The sequence below is a fragment of the Aeromonas sp. NJAU223 genome, from assembly GCF_051125555.1.
Lineage (GTDB): Bacteria > Pseudomonadota > Gammaproteobacteria > Enterobacterales > Aeromonadaceae > Aeromonas > Aeromonas veronii_G.
The window spans coordinates 1,234,155-1,257,281 of record NZ_CP144204.1 but is presented as its reverse complement, the minus strand read 5'-3'; the positions used below and the strand labels follow the sequence as shown (position 1 = coordinate 1,257,281).

Genomic DNA, 23,127 nt, shown 5'->3' with positions numbered 1-23,127 from the left:
TATAGAAAAGATGCCTTAGGCACCAATCCATCGCTTTTATAGATAGAAAAGGGGGGGATGGCCACCGTCTCCGTGAGCCAGATAGGCTCATCAGGGCGCAGCCAGCCCCCACACCAGACATGTCGCCCTGCCCGTTGGCAGTGCGCGATTTGATTGATAGCCAGACGGCACAGGAAGATCCGGGGCAAAGCCCCTCAGGGAGGAAAGATGAGTCATTCACAGAGTAACGGGGCCCACAATCAGGCATGGCAGGCCCGCCGTGAAGCGGCCGTGGTGCAGGGGGTCGGCACCCTGCTGCCGGTCTTTATCGAGCGGGCGAAAAACGCCGAGCTGTGGGACGTGGAGGGCAATCGCTACATCGATTTCGCCTCCGGCATCGCCGTGCTCAACACCGGCCACAACCACCCCAGGGTGGTCGCCGCCGTGCGGGATCAGCTGGAGAAGTTCAGCCACACCTGCTTCCAGGTCACCCCCTACCCCGGCTACATCGAACTGGCGGAAAAATTGAACGCCCTGGTGCCGGGCCCCACCCCCAAGCGCACCCTGTTCCTCTCCACCGGTGCCGAGGCTGTGGAGAACGCCATCAAGATTGCCCGCGCCCACACCGGTCGCAGCGGCACCATTGCCTTCAAGGGGGGCTTCCACGGCCGCACCATGATGGGCATGGCGCTCACCGGCAAGGTGGTCCCCTACAAGACCGACTTCGGCCCCTTCCCGGGGGAGGTCTATCACCTGCCCTTCCCCGCCGACTACCTGGGGGTGAGCGAGGCCGATGCCCTGGCCGCGCTGGATCTCTGCTTCAGCGCCGACATCGAACCGGCCCGGGTTGCCGCCATCATCATCGAACCCGTCCAGGGTGAGGGGGGCTTCTATGTCGCCAGCCCGAGCTTCCTGCAGGAGCTGCGCAAGATCTGCGACCAGCACGGCATCGTGCTCATCTGCGACGAGATCCAGACCGGATTCTGTCGCACCGGCAAGACCTTCGCCACCGAGTACAGCGGCGTGGAGCCGGACATCATGACCCTGGCCAAGAGTCTGGCGGGGGGCTTCCCGCTCTCGGCCGTGGTGGGCAAGAGCGAGATCATGAACGCCGCCAAGCCGGGCGGACTCGGCGGCACCTATGCCGGCTCCCCCATCGCCTGCGCCGCCGCCCTGGCGGTGCTGGAGGTGATCGAGGAGGAGCAGCTCAACCAGCGGGCGCTGGCCCAGGGGGAACAGATCAAGGCCCGACTGCATCAACTCGCGGAGCGCTTCGACTGCATCGGCGATATCCGCGGCCCCGGTGCCATGGTGGCCATGGAGCTGGTCAAGGGGCGCGATGCCAGCCAGCCCGACCCGGATCTCACCAAACGCCTGGTGGCCGAAGCGGGCAAACGCGGCCTGGTGCTGCTGGCCTGTGGTGTGCGGGCCAACGTGATCCGCTTCCTGGCCCCCCTGACCGCCTCGGCGGCCATCGTCGATGAGGGCCTGGCCCTGCTCGAACAGGCGCTGACAGCCGCCAGTGCCTAGGTTGCTCACCAGCACCTCGCGTTTGTGCTAAAAAATGCGTTTTTTCCCCCTTGATATGCTTGTCAGGGGGGCATCACGAATGCACAATGCGCCTCCGCTTTCAAGGACCGTCCGCTCATCGCAGCCCGGTCTTTTTTTGCGGCAACCAAATCCATAACGAGGCCGGAACCGACCGGAAATGATAGCGAGATGGGCTGCCATCTCACGACACCCGCTTCTTGAGTGAGGAACACCATGGGGTATTTCACCGCTTTCCTGCCGGCCCATGCCGGTCTGCGCCTGCCGTCTGTGCAACACATTGGCGCCCCCACTGTACAGGATGACCCGCAGGTCACCCTGATCCCCCCGGCCAAGGCAGAGGGGAACGCATGATGCATGCTCACCCCACCGGTCTGAAAAAAAGCCTCAAGCTGTGGCACGTGGTCATCATGGGCTTGGCCTACCTGACCCCCATGGCCGTGTTTGACACCTTCGGCATCGTCACCGAGATCACCGAAGGCCACGTGCCGACCGCCTACCTGTTCGCCCTCGTCGGCATGCTGTTCACCGCCATGAGTTACGGCCACCTGGTGCGCAAGTTTCCCTCGGCGGGATCCGCCTATACCTATGCCCAGAAGGTGTTCCACCCCTATGTGGGCTTCATGGTGGGCTGGGTCTCCCTGCTCGACTACATGTTCATGCCGATGATCAACATGCTGCTGGCCAAGATCTACATGGAGGCCCTGTTCCCGGACGTAGAACCCTGGACCTACATCCTGGCCCTGACCGCGGTGATGACCTTCCTGAACCTGCGCGGCATCAAGCTGGTGGCGAACTTCAACAGCCTGATCGTCATGATGCAGTTCAGCATCATCGCCGTCTTCATCGGCCTCATCGCCTGGGGCGTCTATCACGGCGAGGGGCTCGGCACCCTCCAGAGCAGTCGCCCCTTCTTCTCCGAACAGATGCACCTGGTGCCCCTGTTCACCGGCGCCTCCATCCTCTGCCTGTCGTTCCTGGGTTTCGACGCCATCAGCACCCTGTGCGAGGAGACCCCCAATGCGGATCGGGTGATCCCCCGCGCCATCCTGCTGACGGCGCTCATCGGCGGCGTGCTCTTCATCTCGGTCTCCTACTTCCTGCAGCTGTTCTTCCCGGACATCTCCCGCTTCCAGCAGCCGGATGCGGTGCTGCCGGAAATTGCCCTCTACGTCGGCGGCAAGCTGTTCCAGGCGGTGGTACTGGTGTGCACCACGGTGGCGGTGCTCGCCTCCGGGCTCGCCTCCCACGCCGGGGTGTCGCGCCTGCTCTACGTGATGGGACGGGATCGGGCCCTGCCGAGCCGCTTCTTCGGCTATGTTCACCCCAGGTGGCAGACCCCGGCCCTGAACGTGCTGCTGGTAGGGGCCCTGGCCCTCTCCGCCGTGTCGTTCGATCTCGAGATGGCGCTGGCACTCATCAACTTCGGCGCCCTGGTGGCCTTTACCTTCGTCAACCTGGCGGTGATCGCCCACTTCTACCTCAAGCTCGGCCACAACAAGAGTCTGCGGGATCACCTGCTGTTCCTGGTGCTCCCCTTGTGCGGCGCCGCCTGCATCGGGGTGCTCTGGCTCAACCTGGAGCCTGCCTCCTTCGAGCTGGGGCTGATCTGGGCCGCCCTCGGCGCCCTCTATCTGCTGCTGCGCCTGACCATTTTCGGGGTCCAGTTGCGCCAGCCCAAGACGGATGCCTCCTGAGCCATCCCCCTGCCCACAGAGCCCGCCCCGTGCGGGCTCTTCTTTTGGATACCTTCCCCCGGACAGCCGTCATCGACCGTCCGGCCGCAGCCCCTGGTGCGCCCCGCTTTCGAGGCATCTGGCACAGGCAACGGCACCACCCTGACCCCCGTCAACAAAATGCCCAAAAGCGGCCTTTTTTGCTTGTCACCCCCCCCCTCTGGGGGCACAATACGCCGCCCCTTGAGAGCCGATGTTTTTGCAACATCGGTTCTTTGCTTTTTAGGGGCAAACCACCATTCACCAAGAGGCCGGACTTTGCGCCGGAATTGATACCGAGATTGCCAAACAATCTCCCGACATTGTGAGGAAATACATGGGGCATTTCATTGCTTTCCTGCCGGTCCCCGCTGGCGTGCGCCACCCGTCTTTATCCCAGACTGGCGCCCCCTGTGTCCAGGCACGCGCCGCCGCGTCCCTGATCCCGTCCCCCTTCGCCTCCCGGGCGTGTGCAGAGGAGCAAGCATGATGGCCGGTGCCAAGCTGCTCAAGACGCTCACCCTGTTCCAGGTGGTGGTGATGGGTCTGGCTTACCTCACTCCCATGGCGGTGTTCGATACCTTCGCCATCGTCGGCGACATCACCGATGGCCGCGTGGCCACTGCCTATCTGCTGGCGCTGGGCGGCATCCTGCTGACCGCCTTCAGCTACGGCCATCTGGTGCGCCGCTTCCCGTCGGCGGGCTCCGCCTACACCTATGCCCAGAAGGTGTTCAACCCCTATATCGGCTTCATGGTCGGCTGGTCCTCCCTGCTGGACTACATGTTCATGCCGATGATCAACATCCTGCTGGCCAAGATCTACCTGACCGCCATGTTCCCCGGCGTCGAGCCCTGGATCTTCATCTTCGGTCTGGTGACCGTGATGACCTTCCTGAACCTGCGCGGCATTAACCTGGTGGCGAACTTCAACGGCGTCATCGTCTTCATCCAGATCGCCATCATCCTCACCTTCCTCGGCCTCATCGGCTGGGGCCTGACCCAGGGTGAGGGAGCCGGCACCCTGCTCAGCAGCCGCCCGTTCCACGTGGAGTCCGCCAGCATGTTGCCGCTGTTCACCGGCGCCACCATCCTCTGCTTCTCCTTCCTCGGCTTCGACGGCCTGAGCTCGCTGTCTGAAGAGACCCCGAACGCCGGCAAGGTGATCCCTCGCGCCATCGTGCTGACGGCGCTCATCGGCGGCATCATCTTCGTCACCGTCTCCTACAGCCTGCAGCTGTTCTTCCCGGATCTGGCCCGCTTCAAGGAGCCGGACGCCGTGCTGCCGGAGATCGCCCTCTACGTCGGCGGCACCCTGTTCCAGAGCGTGGTGCTGGTGTGCACCACGGTCGCGGTACTCGCCTCCGGCATGGCCGCCCACGCCGGGGTGTCGCGCATCCTCTACGTGATGGGTCGTGATCGCATGATCCCGGAGCGGGTGTTTGGCTACATTCACCCCACCTGGCGCACTCCGGCCATCAACGTGCTGCTGGTGGGAGCCCTGGCCCTCTCCGCGGTGTCGTTTGACCTGGACATGGCGCTGGCCCTGGTGAACTTCGGCGCCCTGGTGGCCTTCACCTTCGTCAACCTCTCCGTCATCGGCCAGTTCTGGGTGCGCGAGAAGCGCAACAAGAGCCTCAAGGATCACCTGCTGTTCCTGGTGCTGCCGCTGCTCGGCGCCGCCACCATAGGAGCGCTGTGGATCAACCTGGAGAAGAGCTCCCTGGAGCTTGGCCTCATCTGGGCGGGACTGGGGGTGACCTATCTGTTCCTGCGTCTGGCGGTGTTCCGCATCCCCTTCCGTCAGTACGAGGAAGCGGCCGACGGCCAATAAGCCATCTCGATGGCAAGATGCAAAGAGGGGAGCCCACGGGCTCCCCTCTCTTGTTTGCACGACGCATCGCCCGCTGCCGGGTTTCCCCTCAGTAGGTGCCCGTCTTGCGCAGCACGGCGCGGCCTGCCGCCTTGGCGGGATCGTCCACCACGTTCTCGACGCGCTGCTGGGTGTTCTTCGCCTTGTTGTAGGTCTCGCCCACACCGGCAGCCTCGGCGGCCTTGCGCTTGGCGTAGTCACCGGGATTGTCCACCGCATTCTCGACCCGCTGCTGGGTGTTCTTGGCCTTGTAGTAGGCGTCATCCACGCCGGTGGCCTGGGCCGCCTTGCGCTTGGCATAGCCAGCGGGATCGTTGACCGCGTTGTCCACACGCTGTTTGGCGCTCTGCGCGGAGCAATGGCTGTTGACCCCGGTCGCGCTGTTGACGGCCGAGCCGATCGCCACGTCTTTGGAGCTGCAATCGGAGGGCAACACGGCAGCATGAGAGGAGAGAGAGGCCATCGCCAGGGGCAGGAGAAGAAGGGACCAATGTTTCATGACAGACTCGCAATTACTGATGAAATGACGAGGCAGTCTACTCCCATTGGCAGAGTGGCGGCACAGGATCCACCAGCGGGTGGCACCCAGTCCGTCAGTTTCTAACGCATCCCTACATTCGGCAGACCAATTCACTTCAAACAGCAAAATAATCAGAATTAATCACTACTCTCCCCATCTGGGCCGCCAATCCCGAGCCCCCTGTCATCAAATCATCATCAAAGTGTCACTTTGTCATATTTCTGTCATAGAGCACTGCTGTAATGCGCCCGTCCAATTCAACGCAGACGTCCCAAGAGGCACCATGCAAAGCAAACCGTCATCCCCGCAGACCCGCGCTACCGGCCCCCTGTTCAACTGGCTAGCGGTGATCACCTTTGTTTACCTGATCCTGGTCGCCGTCGGGGCCGTCTCACACGGCTTCAAAGGGTTTTCCGGCGGCGCCGAGGGCGCGGCCCAGATCTTCGCCTTCGCAAACAACCCCTTCGTCGCCCTGCTGCTCGGCATCCTGGCCACCGCCCTGGTGCAATCCTCCAGTACCGTCACCTCCGTCATCGTCGGCCTGGTGGCGGGCGGCCTGCCCATGAGCATGGCCATCCCCATGGTAATGGGGGCCAACCTCGGTACCACCATCACCAACACCATCGTCTCCCTCGGCCATATCCGTGACAGGGGCGAGTTCCGCCGTGCCTTTGCCGCCGCCACCGTGCACGACTTCTTCAACCTGCTGGCCGTCTTCATCTTCCTGCCGCTGGAGCTGATGTTCGGTCTGCTGCAAAAGAGCGCCGAGTGGTTGTCCAGTCTGCTGATGGGCTCCGCCGACATGTCCATGAAGGGCATGGACTTCATGAAGCCCATCATCTCCCCCTCTCTGGATCTCATCGACAGCGCCGTCGCCTTCCTGCCGGGCAAGGGCCCCGCCATCGCCACCATCGTCATCGGCATTCTGCTGATCCTCGGCTGCGTCACCGCCCTCGGCAAGGTGCTGCAACGGGTCATGGTGGGTCGTGCCAAGGAGCTGCTGCACAAGGCGCTGGGCCGTGGTCCCCTGACCGGCATCGCCTCCGGCACCCTGGTGACCGTCATGGTGCAGTCCTCCTCCACCACCACCAGCTTGATGATCCCGCTGGCAGGCGGCGGCGTGTTCAACACCCGTCAGCTCTACCCCTTCACCCTGGGGGCCAACATCGGCACCACCATCACGGCCCTGCTGGCGGCCACCGCCATCAGCGGCGCCGGCGCCCAGCTGGCGCTGACCATCGCCTTCGTGCATGTGCTGTTCAACGTCTTCGCCGTGGCGCTCATCTATGGCGTGCCCTTCCTGCGGGAATTGCCCATCAAGGCCGCCGAGACCCTGGCCCGGGTCGGCAGCGAAAACAAGCTGCTGGCGCTGGGTTACGTGGCTGGCCTCTTCTTCGCCCTGCCTGCCCTGATGATGGTGGCGGTCAAGTAAGGGAAGATGCTGTGCAGCGAGGGGCAACATTCGAGTTGCCCCTCGTTGTTTGTCTGCCCGGTCGCATCCTCCACGCTCCCGCTCGCCCTCTCTGGCCCGCTGGGATAAAATGCCGCTCTCATTGCTCTCTTTGTATGACAGGGAATAGGGAAAACTGATGAAATTCATTCTGATAGCACTGCTGGTTGCCGGGGTCGCCTACTACTTCTACTCCAGCGCCAACAACAAGAAGGTGGCGGCCGAGAACGTCCGGCTCGGGGCCGAGTTCCTCGCCAGCAACAAGGAAAAGCCCCTTGTCACCACCACGGCCTCCGGTCTGCAATACGAGGTGCTGACTCCGGGCACAGGCACAGTCCATCCCACCGCCACCAGCAAGGTGAAGGTGCACTATGAGGGCAAGCTGCTGGACGGCACCGTCTTCGACAGTTCGGTCGCCCGCGGTGAGCCCATCGAGTTTGGCCTCAATCAAGTCATTGTCGGCTGGACCGAAGGGGTACAACTGATGGTGGAAGGGGAGAAGACCCGCTTCTACATCCCCGCCAACCTGGCCTATGGCGACAGAGCCGCCGGCAAGATCCCGCCGGGATCCGTGCTCATTTTCGACGTGGAACTGCTCGGTATCCAGTAACCCCGGGACAAGCTCCCACTGAGTGCCGTGCTCATCTTCGACGTGGCGCTGCTCGGCATCCAGTAACCCCGGGCAAGTACCCACTGAGTGCCGTGCTCATCTTCGACGTGGAGCTGCTCGGCATCCAGTAACCCCGGGCAAGTACCCACTATTCTCTACCAGGCCAGCTCCGCTGGCCTGGTTTATTTCCCCTTCTCTGAACCCATACTCCTCGCCAGACCCCGGCCACTATCAATTAATAGTGAACAGTGCTTATACATATCACCAGATTGTTAACCATGATACTTGGGCAGATAATGACTTCAATGTCAGTGGCATCCTGCCCTGACCCCCTATCATGCGGTTGCGGCCGGTTGTGCCTACACCGCCAACCAGGAGTCTCATCATGGCTATCGCTCCCGTCTGGTTCATCTCCCACGGCGCCCCGGATCTGGTCTTGCGGGATCAACCGGCGACCCAATTTCTGAAAAGCCTGCGCCTCGAAGGGGTCAAGGGACTGGTGGTGATCTCGGCCCACTGGTTCAGCCGCACCGAGCTGCAGATCAACGTCGAGCCCAATCCGGCCCTGATGTATGACTTCTACGGCTTCCCGGAACCCCTCTACAGCATCCGCTGGCCTGCCAGCACTCCGGCCTGGCTGCAGGAGGCGGTGAGCGATCAGTTGCTACTGAGCGGCCTGCCCGCCACTCCGGTCAAGCGCGAGCTGGATCACGGTGTCTGGTCTCCCCTCTCCCTGATGGATCCGGCGAGCGAGCTTCCCCTGGTGCAGCTCTCCATCCCCGCCAGCTTCAGCCAGGCGGAGCTGTGGCGACTGGGCGAAGCGCTGCAAGCCCTGCGTGAACAGGGCATCGGCATCCTCGCCTCCGGCGCCATTACCCACAACCTGCGGGCCCTCGGGCCGGACGGCTCCCCGGTCCCCGGCTGGGCCAGCGACTTTGCCCACTGGCTGGAGCAGGCCATGGCGGCGGGGGACCGCCCCGCGCTGGAAGATTACCGGGCCCGCGCCCCGGGGGCCGTGGAGTCCCACCCCCATGACGATCACCTGCGCCCGCTGTTTGTGGCGCTGGGGGCGGCAGGGAGTGACAAGCCCTCGAAACTGCACGACAGCTGGGATTACGGCAGCCTCTACATGGGTGCCTACCGCTTCGGCTGACCCCGACAAGGGGGTCAATCATCTCTGCGCATGGCGGGTCACTCCCGCCATTTTTTTCCGTCGTTTTCGCCGATAAATGACTTAATAAGAGACTCATCGTGCTGAACTTCCGGTAGAATGCCCTCTTTCGGGTAATATCGACTGGCAAGGATGGCTGTCGCATTCCAGGTGGCATGATGAACCCTCTTCGATCACTGATCCTGCTCTGCCTGCTGTTCGCCCTGCCCGCGCAGGCGCTGATCCTGCACAGTCGCCACGATTTCCAGCCTGTCTATTCCCCGATGCCACCGGCCGAAGCACGCTGGTTGCAACAGACCCCGCAGTTGCGGGTCGGCATACTGCGCCACGACTACAAACCGTTCAGCATTCTCATCCCGGATGACCGTTTCGAGGGTGTATCAGCCGATTATCTCGATATCATCGCAAAATCCCTGAAAAAACCCCTGTCATTCACGGTGTATGCAGATAAAACCGCCATGCTGTCGGCCCTGCGCGAAGGCAAACTCGACATCGCCAATATCGGCAACCAGGCCCTGGATGAACAGGAGACCGGCATCAGCCTGAGTCGCCCCTATTTCAGCAGCACCCCCATCTTCTCCGCCCTCAGGCAGCGCCAGGGTCCCCTGCTGACCCCGGGTCAGAGCGTGGCCACCGTCGCCGGTTATGCGGATGCAGCCCAGTTCAAGCGCTATTACCCCACCCTGAAACTGGTGACCTATCCCTCCAACAAGGCGGCTTTCGATGCGGTCTTCTTCGGTCATCAGGACGTTTTGCTGAGCGATGCCTATGCCATGCGCTACCTCAATGGCGAACGCTTCGATCAGCTCAGAGCGCGCGGCGAAGCCCAATCCGGTCTTGCCCCCGGCGCATTTCGCTTCGCCGTCTCCAGCCAGGCCCCCCAGCTGCTGAACCTCATCAACACCACGCTGAAAGATCTCGGCGATCTGACCCGCTACTTCATCTTCAGCCAGTGGAGCGGCCCCATCCGGGATACGGTAGACAGCCCGGCCAACCTCTTTGATGCCGATGAACTCGCCTGGCTACGCCAGGCTCCCACCATCAAGGTCTGGCTGATGGACAACCTCTACCCCTATGGCGCCAGAGACTATGACGATCAGCTGACCGGCATGGCGGTCGCCATGCTGACCAAGGTGAGCAAGCGCACCGGCCTGCACTTCAACTTCGTCTCCTATCACTCGGAACAGCAATTGAGCGAGGCGGTCCGCCACGGGGAGGTCGATCTCATCGGTGCCATCTCCCGCCCCGTTGCCCAGCACTATGGCCTGCAGACAACTGCCCCCTATGCCGCCGACGACATCTACGTGATCCTGGCCCAATCGTCAGATGCCAGCATCCACGGCATGGGGGATCTGGCAGGTAAACAGGTGGGCATGACCCGCCACAATCCTCTCGCCAAGCGGCTTGGCAGCAGCCGACTCACCCTCACGGAAAGCGCGGCCGAGGCGATACGTTCACTCAAACTGGGGCGCCTCGATGCCGCCATCGTGCCGCTCTACTTCGCCCAGCACATGATGGGGAGCAGCGAGGCCCAACTGCGCATCACCGGCCCCGCCAGTGACGAGCCCATCCAGATGGGGTTTGCCGGCATGCCGCGCAACGCCATGCTGATGCAGATCCTCGACAAGACCATCCTCTCCATCTCGCCAAGCGAGCTGGCCATGATGAACTACGAGTGGCGCAACCGAACCCTGCCAGCGCCCAGCTTCATCGATCGCCATGCCCACTACCTCTACCTGCTGTTTGCGGCATTGTTCGGGCTGGCCCTGCTGCTGTGCTATCGCAACCGCATGCTCAAGCGGCTGGCGCAATCCGAGCAACACTCGCGCCATCAGCTCGAGGCCCATGTGCGTTTCATCGAGGCGCTGGGGGAGAGCCTGCCCCACCCCATGGTGGTGCGAAACAGGGATGGCCGGGTATTGATGTGCAACAACCGGTTTCTGACGCAGCTGGGAGCGAGGCGGGAGCGGGTGCTGGATCATGCCTTCGCAGAGGGGCTCGCCGGCCGGGTCAATGACGAAGACATCGCCGTACTGGAACAGGATTTTGCCCAGGTGCTGGCGACGGCCGAGCCCATCTTCGCGGATCGCTTGTTCCACCAGGGGGAGCACTGCTCCGTCATCTATCACTGGATGGTGCCCTACTTCGATGCCGGGGGGGTCGTCAGCGGGGTGATCGATGGCTGGATAGACATCACGGATCGCAAGACACTGGAGGAGGACTTGCGCCTGGCCAAGGAGCAGGCCGATCGGGCGAGCCGTGCCAAGAGCGACTTCCTCGCCACCATGAGTCACGAGATCCGCACTCCCATGCACGCCATCCTCGGCATGCTGGAGCTGGTCAGCCAGGATCCGGCTCTGAACCATCGCAGCGCGGAGCAGCTGGGCATTGCCTCGGAGTCGGCACTCGGGCTGCTGGATCTCATCGGGGATGTGCTGGATATCTCCAGCATAGAGGCGGGTCAGATGACACTGAACCCCGTTCCCTGCACCCTCAGCCCCCTGCTCTATTCGGTCTGCCGGGCATTCCAGGGCATGGCCGAGCACAAGGGGCTCGGCTATCGCGTCGAGATCGCCACCGACGCCCTGCCCCAGGTGGTCATGGATCCCCTGCGCCTGCGTCAGATCCTCTTCAACCTGCTCGGTAACGCCATCAAGTTCACCCATCAGGGAGAGGTGAGCGTAGCGGCAAGGCTGGATACCCACGGGCAGGATCCGCTGCTCCTTATCTCCATCCATGACAGCGGGGTAGGCATTGCCGCCGATCAGCTGCCGCGGCTGTTCACCCCTTTCTATCGTGGTCGCAGCTCCCAGCCTCAGGAGGGGAGCGGGCTTGGACTCAACATCTCCCGCATCCTGTGCCAGATGATGGGCGGTGACATCAGGGTCGAGAGCACTCTCGGGGCAGGCACCCGGCTCGAAGTGAGCATTCCCCTGCAACTGGCACAAGCCCAGGTCATGCCCCCTCATCCCCTGCCCGCCGAGCAGGCCCCGATGGATCGCCCCCCCTTACGCATCCTGGTGGTGGATGACAACCACACCAACCAGACCCTGCTGCGCCAGCAGCTCAAACACCTTGGACACCGGGTGAGCGTGCGTGGCAACGGCGCCGAGGCGCTCAGGGCCATCCACAGCAGCCACTTCGATCTCGTCATCACCGACTGCCAGATGCCGGTGATGGATGGATTCGAGCTCGCCCGTCGCTTGCGGGCCTACGGCCATGATCTCCCCATCTGGGGCTTCACCGCCCATGCCCTGCCGAGGGAGCGGGAGCTCTGCCTCGCCGCCGGCATGAACGAGTGTCTGTTCAAACCCATCGGGCTGGCTCGTCTGCAAACGGCGCTCATGGGGATCACACCACGAACCCCGTAAGCGCCTGGCTCGTCAGTGACAAACGCCCATAAAAAAGAGAGCCTAGGCTCTCTTTTTTCATTCGATGCCGGGATCAGTAGAAGATCCGGTCTGCCTTTTCACTCATCTTGAGCCACACCGGCTTGGTGCTGGTCTTGTTCCAGATGCGATGCAGATAGCTGTAGAAGCGGGCACGATCGCTGCGAAACAGCATCACCGGAAAGGCCAGCACACCCACCAGCATGGCAAAGCTGCGACGAAGGATTATCTGAGTCAGAGAGAAGGGATGAAACATGATGAACACCTCACTGGTAAGACCACTGAACAAAGATTACGCCATAAATTGTAGGATTACTACACCATGAAGGCCATTTTTTTATGAAAAAATGCCTTTTCAGGAGGTAAATGAAAGTCGGTTACATTCATTAACCAAAATACAACAAGAGTGGCAAAAGGCCTGGGCTGGTTCAGAGTTAATCAACGAGAGGAGCGGCAAGGAGGAACAGGGTATGAAACTGGCAGAAGTGGCGATCCTGGGGCTGCTGGCGCTGCTGATCCGGGCCCAGTGGCAGGAGTGGGAGCTCAATCGCAATGACGCCATCGAGATCGCCTATCATGGCGCCCCCACGGTCAGCCTGTGGCAATGTGGTCAGCTGAAACAAAAGATGGGGCAGCTGGGCGAACATTCGGCCGAGATGCAGTACCAGTTTCGCGGTCAGGCCATCGCCGATCTGGAGCGTTATCTGCAAAAGGAGTGGCGACTGCAGGGGTGCGATCAGTTGATTGCGGATCAGTGAAGACGGGTCAATCCGACCGAAGCGTTCTGGACAAGAAGATGAAAACAATGGGGAGATATGGAGGCACGTTCCGGAGTCGAACCGGACTAAACGGATTTGCAATCCGCTGCATAACCGCTTTGCTAACGCGCCATGCTGCAAGACAAGTGTCTTGAGAGTGATACTCATGCTTGGTGAACATGAGAAATTGGAGCGGGAAACGAGACTCGAACTCGCGACCCCGACCTTGGCAAGGTCGTGCTCTACCAACTGAGCTATTCCCGCCTGACTGCCTGATGCCAGTTACCTGACAACGAGGCGCATTATACGTACCCCGAGCCCGGGCACAACCCTTTTTTATGAGTTTCAGCGCTTTTGCCGACTGTTTGCTCAGGCTTTAAACGGCTTGCTCGAAAATCCCTCCAATCCTTGTGATCTGACAGGCGAATCCGGGATAAAGTCATTGAAATAATTAGCCTTTAATCAGAAACTTACATGGCTTAGTAACTGGATTCTCAATTGAAAATCACAAAATGAAATGGACCTTCAGGCCTCGTGGGCTCAGACCGCAGCTGATGCTGGCGTTTTTCATGCTGGCCATGGTGCCCTTTCTGGTCATTACTCTCTTCTTCCTCTATAGCCACGGCAAGGATCTCACCACCCAGACCTCCAACCATCTAGTCTCGGTGCGCAACATCAAGAAGAGCCAGCTGGAGGATTACTTCGGCAACCTCAAAGAACAGATCACCAACTTCTCCCAGCAGGACTTTGCCGGCGACAGCATAGGCCGCTTCTACGGCTTCACCGGCGCCTTCGAAAAGCTCGGCACCACGCCGCAAAGTGCCCGCGCCCGCGCCCAGGCCCGCTATGTGCCTGGCTCCTGGGACAAGCTGCAGCAGCCGGACAGCAAGCTGGTCATCGAGCCCTCCATCAGTGCCCTCATCCTGGCGGACGAGATGTATGGCCGGGTCCATCAGCGCTTCCACCGCGGCTACGCCGACATGGTGCGCAAGAGCAATTACAGCGACATCTTCCTGGTGGATCTCAACGGGGACGTGGTCTATTCCGTCACCAAGCAGCCCAACTTCGCCACCAATCTGCTCTCCGGTCCCTATCAGGCGAGCGGACTCGGCAACACCTTCGCCAAGGTCAAACGCCGTCTTGACGGCGGCCAGCCACCGCGGCAGATCTTCGAGTTCACCGACTTCGGTCGCAACGAGCTGACCGGCAAGGTGGTCGCCTACCTGGCCGCCCCCGTCATGCAATACGACGACGTGCGCGGCGTGGTGATCTTCGAGCTGCTGCCGGACAAGCTGAACCAGATCATGGCCGAACGCGAGGGACTCGGAAACACGGGGGAGACCATCCTCATCGGCCCGGACAAGCGGATGCGGGCCGACGCCTGGCTGGCCCCGGAATTCAGCGTGGAGAACAGCTTCAGCCCCAACTTCAGGCCGCTGCAGACTCCGCTCATCCTCACGGCGCTCTCCGGCGAGCAGGGGGTAGGCCCCTTCCTCTCCTACCACGATGACGAGGTGCTGGCCGCCTATACCCAGGTCAAGGTATTCGATACCGAGTGGGCCTTCATCGCCGAGATCTCCACCAGCGAGGCCTACTCCCCCATTCGCCAGCTGGAGACGCTGGTGATCCTGCTGGGAGCCGCCTCCCTGCTACTGCTCATTTTGTTCTCCCGCTGGCTATCCCACTCCATCACGGCGCCCCTGCGATCCCTCACCGCCGCCGCCGAGCAGGTGGCCGACGGCGCCCTGGATCACCCCATCACCATTCCCCGCACCGACGATGACATCGACCGCCTGGCCCAGGCGTTTCGTCACATGCAGCGCTCGGTGAAGGACAAGATCGAACTCATCGAGCGCCAGACCCAGGAACTGCAACAGCAGGTCAAGCTGACCCACAGGCAGAACCAGAGCCTGCAACAGGCCGACAAACTCAAGGATGAGCTGCTCGCCAACACCTCCCACGAGCTGCGCACCCCCATCCACGGCATCAAGGGGATGGCGGAGTCCATGCTCGCGAGCCAGCAGAGCCTGACCGAGGGCCAGCAAAAACAGCTCGGCCTCATCATCAAGAGCGCCGACGGCCTGGCCCGGTTGGTAGACGATCTGCTCGACTATCACCAGATGCGCTACGGCCAGTTGGAGATCCACCCCCAGCCCGTCTCCTCCAAGGGGGTCATCCGGCTGGTGCTGGATCTCTGCCAGCACCTGGTGCAGGCCAAGCCTCTCACCCTGGTGGATATCAGCCCGGCCGAACTGCCCCCCGTGCTGGCGGACGAACAACGCCTCGAACAGGTGCTCTACAACCTGGTGGGCAACGCCATCAAGTACACCCCCCAGGGCAAGGTGGTGCTGAGCGCACAGGTCGAAGGCCAGTTCCTGCGCATCAAGGTGACGGACACCGGCATCGGCATCCCCCGGGAACATCTGGAACACATCTTCGAGCCCCTGGTGCAGATGAACCCGGAGCTTGGCAAACAGGGGGCCGGGCTCGGCCTCTCCATCACCCGCCAGCTGGTCCACCTGATGGGGGGAGAGCTCAAGGTGGAGAGCGAGCCCAGCGTCGGCTCCACCTTCGCCTTCACCCTACCCCTTGCCAGCGGCAAGGCGGGCAGCCTGACCCTGGACAGCCGCCAGATAGAGCATCAGCTGGTGCGCCAGCAGCCCCTGATCCTGCCGGACTGGGAGAGCGATGATCTGCCTATCCCCCCCGATGGCGCCCCCCTTATCCTGGTGGTGGACGACGAGCCCATCAACTTGCACATACTGCGCCATCTGCTGCAACCCTGCGGCTACCGCATCCTGCCGAGCAGCGATGGCCACGATGCCCTCGCCAAGCTGGCCCAGGAGCCGGTCAACCTCATCCTGCTGGATGTGATGATGCCGACCCTGTCGGGCTTCGATGTCTGTCGTCGCCTGCGGGAGCAGCACCCCAAGGATCAATTGCCGGTGCTGCTGCTCACCGCCCTCAACCAGCCAAAAGATATCGAGGAGGGCTTCAACGCCGGGGCCAACGACTACCTGGTCAAGCCATTCTGCAAGGAGGAGCTGTTTGCCCGGGTCAAGGCCCTGCTGGAGGCGAGCGCCGGTCGCGCCTCATTGGTGGAAAACCGCCTGCTCAAGCAAGAGATAGAGCACCGTCTGCGCCTGCAGGGACAGCTCCATCAGGATCAGGAACGCTTGCTGGCCCTGCTCGGTGAGGGGGCCGACCCCATGGTCTTCATCGATCCCCGGGGCACTGTGCTGTTCGCTTCGCGGGTGCTGGCGCGGCTGCTCGGCCAGGAACCGGAAGCCATGGAAGGGCAATCCCTCGACGAGTGGCTGGCCACGCCGCTGGCCCACCAATGGCCCGATCTGGATGAACAACAGGAGTGCTCCCTGAGCTTCCTGGTGGCCGGGCAGAAAGATGAGCTCAACGCCCGTGCCCTGCCCATCAGCCTCGGCGGTCAGAGTGCCTATGCCCTCACCCTCAGCAGCGATGCGAGCCCCGATGACAACCGGGTGATGGCGCTGGAGAATGCCCTAAAGAGTCTCTCCCGTCAGGCCATCATCGAGGACGGTCAGCTGCTGGGCGAGCTGAGCCGGCTCGGGGGGGAGTTCCGATCGCTGGCCGACAACCTCATCCGCCAGCAGGATGACGAGCCCCTGCGCCGGGCCCTGGTGGACACCATGCACCTCACCCTGGATGCCTGGCAGCAGAGCACCGGCAAGGGCAAGATAGTGCTGGCGGAGAAGAGCAAGCTGTGGCGCGTCTACATGGACAGATCCAGTCCCCAGACCCGCACCCTCGACAAATACCTGAGCCTGGACACCCTGCCCAAGGCACCGCGCTGGAAGACGGTGGTGGCGAGCGCCGAATACGTGCTCAAGCAGTGCCCCCTGAACGAGACCCAGCGCCAGAGTCTGCACCAGAGCACCCAGCTGCTGCGTCAGCTCGCATGTCGCAAGGGGTGAGTCCTTCGCCCCATCTTTTTCCCCCTCAATGAAAAAGCGCGCCTGTCTGGGCGCGCCTTCTTCAATCTGATCCAGTCTCCCTCTCAGTGGCCCTCTTGATGACCGTAGTAGTGCTCGAGCAGGGCGCTGGCCTCCGTCGGTGAGATTTCCATCTGCGGCCAGCGGCTCGCCTTGTCCCGGATATCCTCCAGCCCCCCCTTCTCCGGGCGAAGCTGACTGCCGAGCTGCCGATTCAGGGCCTCATAGCGGGCGATGACCGCCTGCCGGGTGAAATGACCAGGCGCGAGATCCAGCCGGTAACCCTTGAACAGCCACTGCAACCCCTGGTAGAGCGCCGGGTGATAGACGCTGTGGTGATCCTCCTCCTCGAAATAGCGGCTGGTAACGTGCAGATTCGTGGCGCTCTGCGCCGTCACCCGCTGGGCAAAGGTCTGCAAGTGATCCCGATGAAACTCGGAACGCCCAAAGCCAGGGGTGAAGGGGTTGTTGGCCACCGCGATAAACAGGGAGGCCGGGTGCTTGAGGGGCCGGGTCAGGGCCCGCTCGATACGCTGATAGTTGTGGGGATAATCGAACCAGAGGCTGGCATCGATGGAGAGATAGCCCTGAAACTGGCCTTCGTCTTTTGCCACTGCATCCAGGGTCAGCAGACCGCCCAAGGAGTGACCCACCAACAGGGCGGGTGAGGCGGTGCGATAACGGCCGTCGATGAGCGGGCGCAGCTCCCTGGTCAGATACTGCATGAAGCGCGGACCGCCCCCGGTCTTGACGTAGCCGGCCCCCGCCGGCGCCCCGTTGGGCAGCGCCATGGTGTGGCTCGGGGTGTAGTCCCGCATCCGGTCGGTGTTGTGCACCGCCACTATGATGAGGGACGGGATCGCCGGATTGAGCCCGGCCCGCAGCGCCTGGGTGATGCCCGCCACCTCCAGCAGGAACTTCTCCCCGTCCAGGAGATAGAGCACCGGGAAGTGCTGATCCGGCTTTTGCGCATAGTCATCCGGCAGATAGACGCTGTATTGCCGGGTTTCGTTGAGCAGGGCCGAGTGATGGCTGAAGCCTTCGGCGTAGTGAAGCAGGTCTGCCTTGGCAGAAGAGAGACTGAGCATAGTGAGTAGTAGAGTAATGAGTCTTGTCATGGGATGGGTCATGGTCGGCCAGCCTTGGCGATCCGGCGCCGGACGATACAGGGAAACGGCAACAGGGCTTGTGGGCCCTGCTGCCGTCTGTCATCACAGCTTGTAGGTGAAACCTGCCATCAGGTTGGCCGGTTCGCCATACATGTTGAAGGTATTGGTGGATCCGACCCGGTAGAAGTACTCACGGTCAAAGATGTTGTAGACGTTCAGGGTCGCCTGCATCCTGTCGTTGATGTCGTAACGCACCGCCGCATCGAACAGGGCATAGCCTCCCTGATGGGTCTCGACCCCCTTCTGGTTGAAGGAGTAATCGCTCACCGCCGTCATCCCCGCCCCCAGATGCAGCCCCTGCACCCAGTCCGCCAGGTGGTAGTCGGTCCACAGCGAGAGGGAGTGACGCGGGATGGCATCGAATTTCGGGTTGTGATCGCCGGACTTCTCCTCGATGTCGGTGAAGGTGTAGCCGGTCATCACCATCCAGTTCTGGCTGAGGTAACCGGTCGCCTCCAGCTCCACCCCCTGGGTATCCACCTTGCCGGTGGCCCAATAGGTGTTGGTGATGGCGATGCCCTGATCGTCATAGGCCTGGGCGGCGATATTGCTGTCCTTCATCAGGAAGGCGGTCGCCCGGGTGTTGAGCAGGCCATCTCGCAAGGAGGACTTGATGCCCGTTTCCCACTGGCTCCCTTCCCGCGGTTTGAGCATGTTGCCGCTCTCATCCTGACTGGTCTGGGGCTTGAACACCTGGGAGTAGCTGGCGTAGAGCGCATGCTCGTCGGTCAGGTCATAGACGGCCCCGGCATAGGGGGTGAACTTGCCGTTGAACTCGCCGGACTCGCTGCTTGCAGCGCCTGAGCTCAGGGTGGTACTGACGGTGTCCAGATCGTACCAGGAGACGCGGGCCCCGGTGATCACTGCCAGCGGTTCCAGCAGACGCCAGGTGACCTTGCCATAGAGGCCAAGCTCGGACTGCTCTTCATGGTCGTTCTTGGTGTAGCTGTAGGTCGGCTTGGCCACCGTGGTCGGGTCGAAGTCGAACACGTTGATCTTGCCGATGTTGCGATTGGTGTAAGTCTGGGTGTCGGACTCATAGCGTTTGTAGTCAGAACCCAGCACAAACTCACTCTTGTGACCAAGCAGACCAAACATCTGGCTGTAGCTGGCATCAAATGCCATATTTTTCTGCTGGTTTGCCTGACCATTGAACATCAGGCCGGTATTGCCGGCGGCATCCACCGGACCATTGGTGAAGGTCTGCTCCAGGTGCATGTCGTGATCCATGTAGCGGGCCGAGATCTGGCCCACCCCGCCGTTGGCGAAGGCATGCTGGAGGGTCCCTCCCACATCCGTGGTATCGGCGTCGAAGAAGTCCTCATCCGACCCCAGGTAGGTGCTGCGGCTGATGTCGAGCATGGTGCCGTCTTTATAGGCCGGCAGCCCGTTGGTGGGCAGGATGTCCTTGGTCTGATGCAGGGCATAGACGGAGAGCAGGGTGCGATCCGACAGATCGAACTCCAGGGTGCCGTAGTAGGTGCCGTTGTCGTTGTTGTTGTAGTCGACCTGGTTCTTGATGTCGGCGTTGGCCACCACGGCGCGACCGCGCAGGGAGCCCTCCTCGTTGAGGGCGCCCCCCAGATCCGCCTCCAGATAGTGCCGATCCCAGCTGCCATAACGGGCCGTGACCGAGCCGTTGAACTCGTCGGTCGGGCGCTTGAGCACCATGTTGATGACGCCACCCAGCTCGCTGGTGCTGTTGAACAGACCGGAGGGGCCGCGCATGATCTCCACCCGATCCACCGCCGCCAGCGACGGCAGGGTACCGTACTTGCTTTGCAGGGGAGACGGCAGGCCGTTGAGGTTCACCTCATCGTACTCATAGCCGCGGGAGAAGATGGAGGAGCGGCCGCTGTCGTTGACCATGGTGCGCAGGCCCGGCGTGTACTTCGCCAGATCGTCCACCGCGACGAAGTTGCGCTCCTCGATATAGTCGTTGGTCAATACGGTGATCGACTGGGGAATGTCTTTGAGGGCGGCCGGGGTCTTGGTCCCGACCGTGGCCGAGTCGACGCTGTAGCCCCCCGTCTCTTCCGATGACGCCATCCCGTAGAGCGGGTTGCCATAGACGACGACGGTTTCATCCGGTGCGATATTCGCGGTTTCCGCCCTCGCGGGGGAAGCCACAGTGACAGCCAGAGCGGCAGAGACGGCCAGAGCCAGTGGACTGAGCGCTTTATCCTTAAAGACAACCATAGTAAGAGCGACCCCCAAACAGAGATGATAATCATTTTCATTTGATTTTGCGGGGGCTAATATAGCACCCAATCATCCGCCGTAGTTTTGCGGTGTGGTCATTTAATACTTCGAAATGGTCAAAGTTTCAGATGGTCGACGTGCACATGGCTGACTCAGTGGTCAGAGATACCAAGGTTAGAAAACGGGGTCTGTTTACCGGAAGAGTGGAAAACCTGATGATCCAGGATGGTATCCTCTTTCACAACAAAGACATCGTACACAAGGCCGACTTCGCCACCGAGCGGGAGCTGCCGCCGCAACTCATCATCGCCCTCCCCCTCGAGAGCAAGGCCCTGATGACCTATGGCGCCACCCATCGCCTACGAAGCTGCCGCTTTCACAAGTCAGACCCCATCGTCGCCACGGCCATCCTCTATACCCGGCCCGACAAGGTGCAGGGCGCGGCCAAAGCCCATGTGCGCAGCCGCAGCATAGTGCTCTCCCTCAGCCTGCCCTGGCTTGAACATCATCTGGATGGCAAGCAGCGCGCCTCCTTCGAGCGCATCTTCAGCCATCACCTGAGCCGTTTCGACTGGTCCCTGTCACCGCACCTTGGCCAGATCGCGGAGGCCCTGAACCTCACCAGCAGTCAGAATGCCCCCGAGATGCTGATGCGAGAGGCGTTCGCCCTCACCCTGTGGGAGAGTCTGATGACCAACCTTGTGCAGGCGGCCCTGATCTCGGGCCTCAGGCACAGCGAGCAGCCGACTCGGCTGAAGATGTTGCTGATGGATGAGAAGGTGGACGAGATGACCCTCGCCGACATCGCCGATGCCCTCGGCATGAGCGTCTCCACCCTGCAGCGGGCGGCCAGAAAGGAGCTGGGGATGAGCCTGCAGCGCTACCTGCGCGAGCGCAAGTTGCAGGAGGCCAGGGCAAAACTCGAGGAGCGCAGCCTCTCCCTGCAAGACGCCGCCGAGCTCGCGGGTTATGCCCATGTCGCAAATTTCATCACGGCGTTTCGAAAACTGTTTGGTTTCTCGCCAAACCAGTTCGTTCGGCAGACTCAGGGCGATGGCGCCCTCTCGCCGGTCACCACGCAGGATCACTAAAGCGCGAGGCCTGGGCATCCTGGCCAGCGGGCTGTTGGCATCGACTAATCATGCGTCTCGACGCTGATGGTCATGCCGATGCTCATGCGATCGCCACGGGCCAGCAGTCGCAAGCCTGGGTGACCCGTTCGATTGCAGTGATGCTGTCAATGAGACGCGCATCCGCCTGGGCTCGCTCAAGCGAGCCCAGCAAGTGATGGGGATTGGTTATCTCTATGTGGAAAGGGCCCTGGCACAGCCCGGTTGATGGGGCAAGGAAGATTCACCATGTATCAATCAGAGAGCGGCAGCAGCAGCTGACAGGCTGAGTGAAACATCACGGGGGCCTGCCCGGCCCCCGTTTGCTCATTGCTCCTGTGCTCAGCGCCGCCTGTTTATCTGGGAGACGGCTCCTGCAAGAGGGTCGCTATCCCCACCACCATGGGCTGGGCATAATCAAAGAAGGCCTTGATGCCTGGACACAGATAGTTGAGGCCGAGCTCGCCGTCCGGCGCGCGCACTATCCGGTTCTTCGGGCACTCCCCCCAGCACAACTTGAGATAGGGGCAGGCCTTGCAATAGGCGGGCAAGGTCTCTTTCTTGCCAAACCCGAAGGCCTGCTGGCGCTCGGAGAAGGCCATGTGGGCCAGCTTGGTGGTCGCGATATTGCCCAGCTGATATTCGGGGTAGACATAGTGATCGCAGGAATAGATATCGCCGTTCTTCTCCACCGCCAATCCCTTGCCGCAAAACTCGGAGGTGATGCAGATCTGGGCGGGCATCCCCAGGGTCTGGGCCACCGCGGTCTCGAACAGGTTGACCTGCACCCGGCCCAGATCGTTGTTCACCCACTCCTCGAACACCGCGATGAGGAAGCGCCCCCAGTCATCGGGATCCACCGACCAGTCCGTCACGATGGAGTCCAGATCCCCAGGCTTGGCCCGGCGGCTCCCCGTCACCGGGATGCTGTCATCGTGCCAGAACTGGGGCGCCGTCTTGGTGAAATCCACCGGCTCAACACAGGGGTTGAACTGGATATAGGTGGCACCGAGCTCGCGGGTGAGAAAGCGATAGACCTCGAGGGGAAAGCGAGCGTTGGTGCGATTGACCGTGACCAGGGCATTGAAGGGCACCAGGAATTTCTTGAGCGCGGCCACCCCTTCCATCACCTTGTCGAAGGTGGGCTTGCCGCTGCGGGTCAAACGGTATCTGTCGTGCAGTTCGCGCGGGCCGTCGATGGACAGCCCCACTAAAAATTGATGTTCCTTCAGGAACGCAGCCCATTTGTCATCGATGAGGATGCCATTGGTTTGCAGGTCGTTTTCGATGCGTTGACCCGCCTTTTTGTACTGCTGCTGTAACTTGACCACTTTATGGAAGAAATCCAGTCCCATCAGGGTGGGCTCTCCCCCCTGCCACGAGAAGACCACCTGCTCCCCGTCCTGGCTGTCGATGTACTGGCGGATAAAGTTTTCCAGCACCTCATCGCTCATGTGGGTATGGCGATCCTGGTGCAGCAGCCCCTCCTTGTGCAGGTAGAAACAGTAGGTGCAGTCGATGTTGCAGGTAGACCCCGTGGGCTTGGCCATCACATGGAAGCGGCGCACCCAGGCAGGCCCCTTGCCGGCGTATTTCTCTGCTGATGCCAGCGCTTTGATAGGCAGTGTGGTGCTGTGTTTCATATAATCCTTAAAGACGGGCGGGGA

16 protein-coding genes and 2 tRNA genes are annotated in these 23,127 nt (G+C 61.7%); 11 read left to right on the top strand and 7 right to left on the bottom strand.

Features of this window, described 5'->3' with window-relative positions; translation table 11 throughout:
* The first annotated feature begins 207 nt into the window (after positions 1 to 207).
* The 4 genes from gabT to VZC39_RS05865 all read left to right on the top strand — a co-directional run bounded on the left by gabT (position 208) and on the right by VZC39_RS05865 (position 5,075).
* Positions 208 to 1,509 carry a 4-aminobutyrate--2-oxoglutarate transaminase gene (gabT, locus tag VZC39_RS05880; protein WP_434666527.1) on the top strand — a complete coding sequence of 434 codons (1,302 nt, stop codon included), beginning with the start codon at positions 208 to 210 and terminating at the stop codon, positions 1,507 to 1,509.
* A 234-nt stretch (positions 1,510 to 1,743) separates the two neighbouring features.
* Positions 1,744 to 1,881 (top strand): hypothetical protein, encoded by a 138-nt coding sequence (locus VZC39_RS05875; RefSeq protein WP_434666525.1) that lies wholly within the window; start codon positions 1,744 to 1,746, stop codon positions 1,879 to 1,881.
* The gene (locus VZC39_RS05870) at positions 1,881 to 3,224 is read left to right on the top strand and encodes an APC family permease (protein ID WP_349922400.1); all 1,344 of its coding nucleotides are present in this window, start codon (positions 1,881 to 1,883) and stop codon (positions 3,222 to 3,224) included. Before VZC39_RS05875 ends, VZC39_RS05870 begins: the two co-directional genes overlap by 1 nt.
* Positions 3,225 to 3,731: 507 nt before the next feature.
* Positions 3,732 to 5,075, top strand: coding sequence for an APC family permease (locus VZC39_RS05865; RefSeq protein WP_349921493.1), 1,344 nt, complete (start codon positions 3,732 to 3,734; stop codon positions 5,073 to 5,075).
* Positions 5,076 to 5,163: 88 nt separating this feature from the next.
* On the opposite strand, the gene VZC39_RS05860 is transcribed toward VZC39_RS05865, so the two are convergent.
* Positions 5,164 to 5,613, bottom strand: a complete 450-nt coding sequence (locus VZC39_RS05860) for a hypothetical protein (protein WP_127464653.1) — start codon at positions 5,611 to 5,613, stop codon at positions 5,164 to 5,166.
* A gap of 304 nt (positions 5,614 to 5,917) precedes the next feature.
* Here VZC39_RS05860 and VZC39_RS05855 point away from each other — a divergent pair, with 304 nt between their 5' ends.
* The 4 genes from VZC39_RS05855 (at position 5,918) to VZC39_RS05840 (ending at position 12,236) form a co-directional block, all read left to right on the top strand.
* Positions 5,918 to 7,066: a Na/Pi symporter gene (locus tag VZC39_RS05855; RefSeq protein ID WP_434666523.1), complete on the top strand. Its 1,149-nt coding sequence runs from the start codon at positions 5,918 to 5,920 to the stop codon at positions 7,064 to 7,066.
* Positions 7,067 to 7,223: 157 nt separating this feature from the next.
* A complete protein-coding gene (locus VZC39_RS05850) occupies positions 7,224 to 7,694 on the top strand; it encodes an FKBP-type peptidyl-prolyl cis-trans isomerase (RefSeq protein WP_434666521.1) in 471 nt (156 codons plus the stop codon).
* Between the two features lie 385 nt (positions 7,695 to 8,079).
* Positions 8,080 to 8,847, top strand: a complete 768-nt coding sequence (locus VZC39_RS05845; protein ID WP_434666519.1) for a DODA-type extradiol aromatic ring-opening family dioxygenase — start codon at positions 8,080 to 8,082, stop codon at positions 8,845 to 8,847.
* A 176-nt stretch (positions 8,848 to 9,023) separates the two neighbouring features.
* A complete protein-coding gene (locus VZC39_RS05840) occupies positions 9,024 to 12,236 on the top strand; it encodes an ATP-binding protein (protein WP_434666517.1) in 3,213 nt (1,070 codons plus the stop codon).
* A gap of 73 nt (positions 12,237 to 12,309) precedes the next feature.
* On the opposite strand, the gene VZC39_RS05835 is transcribed toward VZC39_RS05840, so the two are convergent.
* Entirely contained in the window at positions 12,310 to 12,510 is a 201-nt protein-coding gene (locus VZC39_RS05835) for a YbfA family protein (protein ID WP_349921489.1), read from the bottom strand.
* A gap of 214 nt (positions 12,511 to 12,724) precedes the next feature.
* Here VZC39_RS05835 and VZC39_RS05830 point away from each other — a divergent pair, with 214 nt between their 5' ends.
* On the top strand, positions 12,725 to 13,012 hold the full coding sequence (locus VZC39_RS05830; protein ID WP_434666515.1) for a hypothetical protein: 288 nt from the start codon (positions 12,725 to 12,727) through the stop codon (positions 13,010 to 13,012).
* Between the two features lie 58 nt (positions 13,013 to 13,070).
* Here the strand turns inward: VZC39_RS05830 and VZC39_RS05825 are convergent.
* Together VZC39_RS05825 and VZC39_RS05820 are read right to left on the bottom strand one after the other, a co-directional pair.
* Positions 13,071 to 13,144: transfer RNA gene (locus VZC39_RS05825), tRNA-Cys, on the bottom strand.
* 56 nt (positions 13,145 to 13,200) lie between these two features.
* Positions 13,201 to 13,276: transfer RNA gene (locus VZC39_RS05820), tRNA-Gly, on the bottom strand.
* A gap of 248 nt (positions 13,277 to 13,524) precedes the next feature.
* On the opposite strand from VZC39_RS05820, the gene VZC39_RS05815 reads away from it, so the two are divergent.
* A complete protein-coding gene (locus VZC39_RS05815; RefSeq protein ID WP_434666513.1) occupies positions 13,525 to 16,962 on the top strand; it encodes an ATP-binding protein in 3,438 nt (1,145 codons plus the stop codon).
* An 83-nt stretch (positions 16,963 to 17,045) separates the two neighbouring features.
* Here the strand turns inward: VZC39_RS05815 and VZC39_RS05810 are convergent, their stop codons facing one another.
* On the bottom strand, positions 17,046 to 18,098 hold the full coding sequence (locus tag VZC39_RS05810) for an alpha/beta hydrolase (RefSeq protein ID WP_434666511.1): 1,053 nt from the start codon (positions 18,096 to 18,098) through the stop codon (positions 17,046 to 17,048).
* 93 nt (positions 18,099 to 18,191) lie between these two features.
* Positions 18,192 to 20,348 carry a TonB-dependent siderophore receptor gene (locus VZC39_RS05805; protein WP_434666509.1) on the bottom strand — a complete coding sequence of 719 codons (2,157 nt, stop codon included), beginning with the start codon at positions 20,346 to 20,348 and terminating at the stop codon, positions 18,192 to 18,194.
* Positions 20,349 to 20,566: 218 nt separating this feature from the next.
* Between VZC39_RS05805 and VZC39_RS05800 the strand changes: the two genes are divergently transcribed.
* Positions 20,567 to 21,442: a helix-turn-helix transcriptional regulator gene (locus tag VZC39_RS05800; protein WP_434666507.1), complete on the top strand. Its 876-nt coding sequence runs from the start codon at positions 20,567 to 20,569 to the stop codon at positions 21,440 to 21,442.
* Positions 21,443 to 21,816: 374 nt separating this feature from the next.
* Here VZC39_RS05800 and VZC39_RS05795 read toward each other — a convergent pair whose 3' ends face one another.
* Complete coding sequence (locus tag VZC39_RS05795) at positions 21,817 to 23,103, bottom strand: anaerobic sulfatase maturase (protein WP_434666505.1); 1,287 nt, start codon at positions 23,101 to 23,103, stop codon at positions 21,817 to 21,819.
* Between the last annotated feature and the right edge of the window lie 24 nt (positions 23,104 to 23,127).